Origin of the sequence: Devosia sp. (assembly GCF_041917035.1) — a bacterium.
Classification (GTDB): domain Bacteria; phylum Pseudomonadota; class Alphaproteobacteria; order Rhizobiales; family Devosiaceae; genus Devosia_A.
The window spans coordinates 1-6,258 of sequence record NZ_JAYRYM010000222.1 but is presented as its reverse complement, the minus strand read 5'-3'; the positions used below and the strand labels follow the sequence as shown (position 1 = coordinate 6,258).

Annotated in this window: 6 protein-coding genes; all 6 read left to right on the top strand. The window is 68.3% G+C overall.

Annotated features, from left to right (window positions below; all coding sequences use genetic code 11):
* A partial coding sequence (locus tag ACE3TU_RS17700; protein WP_374626593.1) for an amidohydrolase family protein occupies nt 1-978 on the top strand: 978 nt, incomplete at its 5' end.
* The gene (locus ACE3TU_RS17695; protein ID WP_374626591.1) at nt 975-1,520 is read left to right on the top strand and encodes a hypothetical protein; all 546 of its coding nucleotides are present in this window, start codon (nt 975-977) and stop codon (nt 1,518-1,520) included. The genes ACE3TU_RS17700 and ACE3TU_RS17695, both read left to right, overlap by 4 nt.
* A gap of 106 nt (nt 1,521-1,626) precedes the next feature.
* Nucleotides 1,627-2,619, top strand: coding sequence for a sugar ABC transporter substrate-binding protein (locus ACE3TU_RS17690; protein ID WP_374626589.1), 993 nt, complete (start codon nt 1,627-1,629; stop codon nt 2,617-2,619).
* A gap of 69 nt (nt 2,620-2,688) precedes the next feature.
* Entirely contained in the window at nt 2,689-4,224 is a 1,536-nt protein-coding gene (locus ACE3TU_RS17685) for a sugar ABC transporter ATP-binding protein (protein WP_374626587.1), read from the top strand.
* On the top strand, nt 4,221-5,207 hold the full coding sequence (locus ACE3TU_RS17680) for an ABC transporter permease (protein ID WP_374626585.1): 987 nt from the start codon (nt 4,221-4,223) through the stop codon (nt 5,205-5,207). Before ACE3TU_RS17685 ends, ACE3TU_RS17680 begins: the two co-directional genes overlap by 4 nt.
* Before the next feature lie 107 nt (nt 5,208-5,314).
* Nucleotides 5,315-6,258 (top strand): hydantoinase/oxoprolinase N-terminal domain-containing protein (locus ACE3TU_RS17675; RefSeq protein WP_374626583.1); only part of this gene is annotated, 944 nt, incomplete at its 3' end.

Here is a 6,258-nt window from a genome sequence, read left to right as displayed (position 1 = left end):
CGCGCCGCCCGGGTGATGGAGGAACTGCTGGCGGCCGGCTTCACCACCGTGCGCGACCTGGCCGGCGCCGATATCGGGCTGGTGCGCGGCGTCGAGGACGGCTTCATCAAGGGGCCGGACCTGGTCATCTGCGGCAAGGGGCTGTCGATGACCGGCGGCCACACCGACCTGCGCCAGCGCACCGACACGCGGCCCGACGCGCTCGCCTGGCGCCTGGGCAACATGGGCGTGCTGGTCGACGGCGTCGACGAGGTGCGGCAGGTCTGCCGCCGCATGCTCAAGGAGGGCGCGCGCTTCATCAAGGTGATGGCCAATGGCGGCGTCGCCTCGCCGAACGATCCCATCGACGGGTTGCAGTACTCGGACGACGAGATCCGCGCCATGGTCGAGGAGGCGACGAACGCCAACACCTATGTGTCGGCTCATGTCTATTCCGACGCCTCGATCCGCCGCTGCGTCCGGCTCGGCGTCAAGTCGCTCGAACACTGCAACCTGATCTCGGCCGATACCGCCAAGATGGCGGCCGATGCCGGCTGCATCGCCATCCCGACGCTGGCCGCCTACGAGGGCCTCAAGCGCGATGGCGCGGCGCTCGGCTTCGGCGCGGCCGAGATGGCCAAGCTCGACGTCGTCCGCGACGGCGGCCGGCGCTCGCTCGAACTGATGCGCGCGGCCGGGCTGCCGATGGCCTTCGGCACCGATCTGCTCGGTCCCCTGCGCAAGTATGGCGGGCTCGAGTTCGAGCTGCTGGCGCAGGTGCTCACTCCGACGGAAATCCTCTCCGGGATGTGGGAGGCGGGCGCCCGGCTGTGCCGTATGGAAGGCCAGGTCGGCACGCTGGCGGCTGGCGCGCGGGCGCATCTGGTCGCCTTCGACGCCGACCCGTTCGCCGATATCACCGCCCTCGGCCGGCCGGCCGAGACGCTCCGGCTGGTGGTCAAGGGCGGCACCGTCCTGCACGACCGGAGGGCGGCATGACCCCCGACCTGGCGCACGCCTTCGGCCTTGCGGCCGGACCCGACGCCGCCCGCAACGTCTTCGCCTATGCCCATGCCGGTCTCGCCGTCACAGTCGGTTCGCTGCTGACCACCGCGTCGGTCTACGACCTCCCCAACATGCGCTCGCGGCGGGTCTGGACCGACGACGCAGCGGCCTACCCGACCGGCAATTTCAAGCGCCTCGATCGCAACCGCTACTACGAGACGGTGATCGAGGGACGTCGGCCGTTCAGCTCGACCACCATCGAGGAGATCGCCACGGTTTTCTTCGATCACGAGAAGATCCGGGCGCTCGGCTTCGAATCCAACATGAACCTGCCGGCAATCGTCGACGGCGCGGTCATCGGCACGATCAATCTGCTGCACCGCCGTGGTCACTACACCGCCGCGCGCGTCGCGACGGCGATGGCCTGGCAGCCGGTCGCAACGCTCGCCTTCCTGCTGCTCGCCCGTGGCGGGTCGGAGACGGCGACCTTCCACGGCTCGGACGCGCAACCGCTCGGCGGCGTGACCGAAGGATGAGTTTCGGCGGGGCCGTGCGCCGGCCCAGCCCGAGAAAAGGCCCGGACGAAGCGGGCCGGACTACCAAACCCAGGGGACACGGTGCCCCCTGCAACAGGAGAACGTCATGACCCGGAAACTTCTCGCAGCCCTGCTTGTCGCGACCGCCCTCAGCCCGGCGGCCGCGCTGGCCGAAGACCCGATCCGCCTCGCCTTCCTCGCCGCCTCCAGCCAGAACGGCTACAATGACGCCACCTGGCAGGGCGTGCAGGCGGCCGCCAAGGAAGCCGGCAATGTCGAGGTCGAGATCTTCGACGGCGAGTTCAACGCCGCCGTGCAGTACGCCCAGGTCGAGGACATCGTCGCCGGCGGCCGCTTCGACGGCATCATCGTTGCGCCCAACGATACCGTCGGCATCGCCACCGCCCTCGAGGAAGCGACCGGCGCCGGTCTCCTCGTCGCCTCGGTGCTGTTCCCGGTCGGTCCCGACCTCACCGTGATGACGCCGCAGGTCAAGGGCCTGACCACCACGGTCGCCTCCAACCCGGTGATCGGCGCCACTGCCGGCGCCGAGGAAGTGGTCACGTTCTGCGAGGGCAAGGACCCCTGCAAGGTGGTGATCATGATCGGGCAGCTGCAGTTCCCGTTCGACAACCTGCGCTACCAGACCTTCCAGACCGTCCTCGGCCAGCACGCCAACATCAAGGTCGTGGCGACCGGTGAAGGCAGCTACAGCCCGGACGCCTCGCTGACCGCCTTCCAGGACATCCTGCAGGCCAATCCCGAGATCGACGCGGTCCTCTCCAATGCCGACCAGCACCTGCTCGGCGTCGAGATCGCGCTCAAGGATGCCGGCATTCCGATCGAGCCGATCTATCTGATCGGCGGCGGCCTCAATGCCATCACCGTCGAGAAGATCAAGGAAGGCCTGTTCGATGCGACGGCGTCGGGCTACCCGTTCTCGGAAGGTTTCTACGCGGCTGACGCGCTGATCCGGGCCAAGAAGGGGGAGACGGTGCCGAACTGGATCGACCCGGCGACGCTCGCCAAGAACCCGCCGATCGTCACCAAGGAATGGCTCGACGCCAATCCGGACTTCGTGGCGGAGTGGGAGGGCTGATCCTCCTTCGACTTCGGGCCGGGGATGACTCCCCGGCCCATCCCCTGAACCGGTGCAGGTGGTAGGGCCATGGCTGCAGGACAGATCGCCATCAGTGTCCGCGGCGTCGCCAAGAGCTTCGGCGGCACCCGGATTCTCGACGACATCTCGGTCGATATCGAGGCGGGCTCCGTGCATGCGCTGGTCGGCGAGAACGGCGCCGGCAAGTCCAGCCTCGGCAAGATCATCGGCGGCTACTATACGCCCGACGAAGGGCAGGTTTCGGTGTTCGGCGAGCGGGTCACCCGCTTCACCCCGCGCGAGGCGCTCGGCCGCGGCGTCGCCATGATCCACCAGGAGCTGCAGCTCGCCCCCGAGCTGAACGTCGTCCAGAACGTCTTCCTCGGCCGCGAGAGCGCCCGCGCCGGCATCCTCGTCAAGGGCGACCTCGAGCGCTTCGCCGCCCTCGAGAAGACCTGCGATTTCGGCATCGATCCGCTCGCCAAGGTGGCGCGCCTGCGCATCGCCGAGCGCCAGAAGGTCGAGATCATGCGGGCCATCGCCCGCGACGCCCGCGTCATCATCATGGACGAGCCCACCTCCTCGCTCACCGAGGACGAGGCCGACCGGCTGCACGAGGTCATCCGGCGTCTCAAGGCGCAGGGCAAGACCATCGTCTACGTCAGCCACTTCCTCGATCACATCATCGCCAATTGCGACAACGTCACGGTGATGCGCGACGGGCGCGTGGTGCGCACCTCGCCGATCGCCGGCGAGACCAAGAAGTCGCTGGTCGATTCCATGCTGGGCCAGGAGTCCGATATCCTGTGGCCCGAGCTGCCGCCGGCGCCCGACGCCTCGGTCGCCCCCATAGCCGAACTGCGCGACGTCGAAACGCCGGCCGGGCTCAACGGCATCTCGCTCGCCGTCCGCCCCGGCGAGATCGTCGGGCTCATCGGGCTGGTCGGCTCGGGACGCACCGAGGTGGCGCGCGCCATGTTCGGCGCCGACCCCATCACCGGCGGCACGTATCTCATCGACGGACAGCCGCAGGGCCGGCTCAGCGTCCGCGATGCCGTGCGCCGGGGGGTTGCGCTGGTGCCGGAGGATCGGCGCAAGCAGGGCCTCGTGCTCACCCAGGCCACCCGCCCCAATGTCAGCCTCGGGACGCTGGGCGCCATCAGCCGCGGCGGCATCCTCGATACCCGCACCGAGGTGGCGCGGGTCAGGGAGATGATCGCCCATTTCGGCATCGTGCCGGGTCGGGTCGACGGGTGGGTTGCCCGCTACTCGGGCGGCAACCAGCAGAAGGTGCTGCTCTCCAAGTGGGCGGTCGCCCGGCCGAGGATCCTGATCCTCGACGAGCCGTCGCGCGGCGTCGATATCGGGGCGCGCCAGCGCATCCACGAGTTCATCGTCGAGATGGCGCGGCAGGGCATGGGCGTGCTGCTCATCTCGTCCGAGCTCGAGGAGGTGATCAACCTGTCGCACCGCTCCTACCTGATGAGCGACGGCCGCATCTTCGCCGAGGCCCCGTCGAGTTCGCTCACCGTCGAATCCGCCCTGCATCGCGTCTTTCTCGAACAGAACCGCCGCTCCGCTTCCCAGGAGGCCGCTGCCCAATGACCGACACGACCCTCAAGACCCCCGTCCGTCCGCCCCGCCGGCTCCGCGTCGGCGATCTGGCGCGCGAGTACGGCGTGCTGATCATCATCGCCCTCCTGCTGGTGGCGCTGACCATGCTGTCCGGTTCGTTCCTGACGCCGCGAAACCTGCTCAACATCCTGAACCAGTCGACGCCCCTTTTCATCATCTCGTGCGCCCTGACGCTGGTGATCATCGGCGGCGGCTTCGACCTGTCGACCGGCGCCATCTTCGGCGTCGCCTCGGTCAGCGCCGGCTGGCTCGCGGTCAATGTCGATCCGTTCTTCGCCATCGTCGCCGGGCCGCTGATCGGCATGGTGCTGGGCGCGCTCAACGGCATCATCATCACCGCCTTCAACGTGCACTCGTTCCTCGTGACGCTGGCCACCAGCCTCGTCTATCGCGGCATGGCGATCCTCGTCACCGACGGCAAGCTGATCCCGGTCCGCATCGAGGAGTTCTCCTGGCTCGGCCGGCAGAAGCTCGATCTGGGCGGCGGCGTGGCGGTCAATGTCGCCGTCATCGTCATGTTCTGCTTCATGGCGCTGATGATGTTCGTGCTCAACCGCACCACGCTCGGCCGCGCCGTCTTCGCCGTCGGCGGCAACGAGGAGGCGGCGCTGCTGTCGGGTATCCGCACCAACCTCGTCAAGATCATCACCTTCGCCGTTTCGGGCGGGGCGGCGGGGCTGGCCGGCGTCATCACCGTGTCGCGCCTGTCGATGGCCGAACCGCAGGCCGGCACCGGGCTCGAGTTCGAGGCCATCGCCGCCGTCATCCTCGGCGGTACCTCGATCATGGGCGGCGCCGGCGCCGTCTGGCGCTCGATGGCGGGCGTGCTGCTGATGGCGCTGATCGGCAACGGCTTCAACATTCTCAACGTCAACCCGTTCTTCAAGGACCTGACGACCGGCGTGATCATCGTGCTCGCCGTCGCCCTGGCCGCCGCCGGCAACCGGCGGTGAGAGCTTAGCCGACCCTGCCGTCGAGCATCCCGGACGGCATTGTCGACAGATTGGATACGGGATAGCGTGGCCGCCGGTTGGGCGGCATTGGGACCCTGGAGGGTGGTGTGAGCGGTAAGTCGTATCGCGTGTCGGCGGATATTGGTGGCACGTTCACCGATCTGGTCTTTCAGGATGCCGAGACCGGCCAGTGTTCGGTCGCCAAGGTGTTGTCTACGCCGGCAAATCCGGCCCTGGCGGTGATCGAGGGCATCTCGACCAGCCTGCCGGCCGATGCCCGGATCGATTTCTTCATCCACGGCACCACGGTGGGCCTCAACGCCGTGCTGACCCGGCGCGGCGCCAGGGTGGCCCTGCTCACCACCGAGAACTACCGCGACGTCTACACCATCCAGGGCAATGACCGCCGCGAGATCTTCTCGATCCGCTGGCGCAAGCCCAAGCCGCTGGTGGCGCTCTCCGATACCTACACCGTCAGGGAACGGGTCAATGCCAGGGGCGAGATCGAGACGCCGCTCGACACGCGCGAGCTCGACCCGTTCATCGCCGCCGTCAAGGCCAATGGCTACCAAGCGATCGCCATCTGCTTCCTGTTCTCGTTCAAGAACGGCGCGCACGAGCTGGCCGCCGAGGCCTATCTCCGGCAGCACCTGCCGGGGATCCCGATCACCCTCTCGCACCGCGTCTCGCCGGAATGGCGCGAATACGCGCGGACCTCGACGGCCGCCATGGATGCCTATGTCGCCCCGGTCGTCCGCAACTACCTCAACACGCTGGTCGACCGGCTCTCCGATCGCCTGCCGGGCGGCAGCGAACTCCACATCATGGAGTCCAATGGCGGCGCCATGACCGCCAAGGCAGCCAGCGAGACGCCGTTGCAGACCCTGCTCTCGGGTCCGGTCGGCGGTGCCATCGGCGGCGAGACGCTGGCGCGCACCCTCGGCCGCTCCAACCTCATCTGCGTCGACATGGGCGGCACCAGCTTCGATGCGAGCCTCATCGTCGACAGCCAGCCCTCCTCCTCCAACGAGGCCGAGCTCGAGGGCCTGCC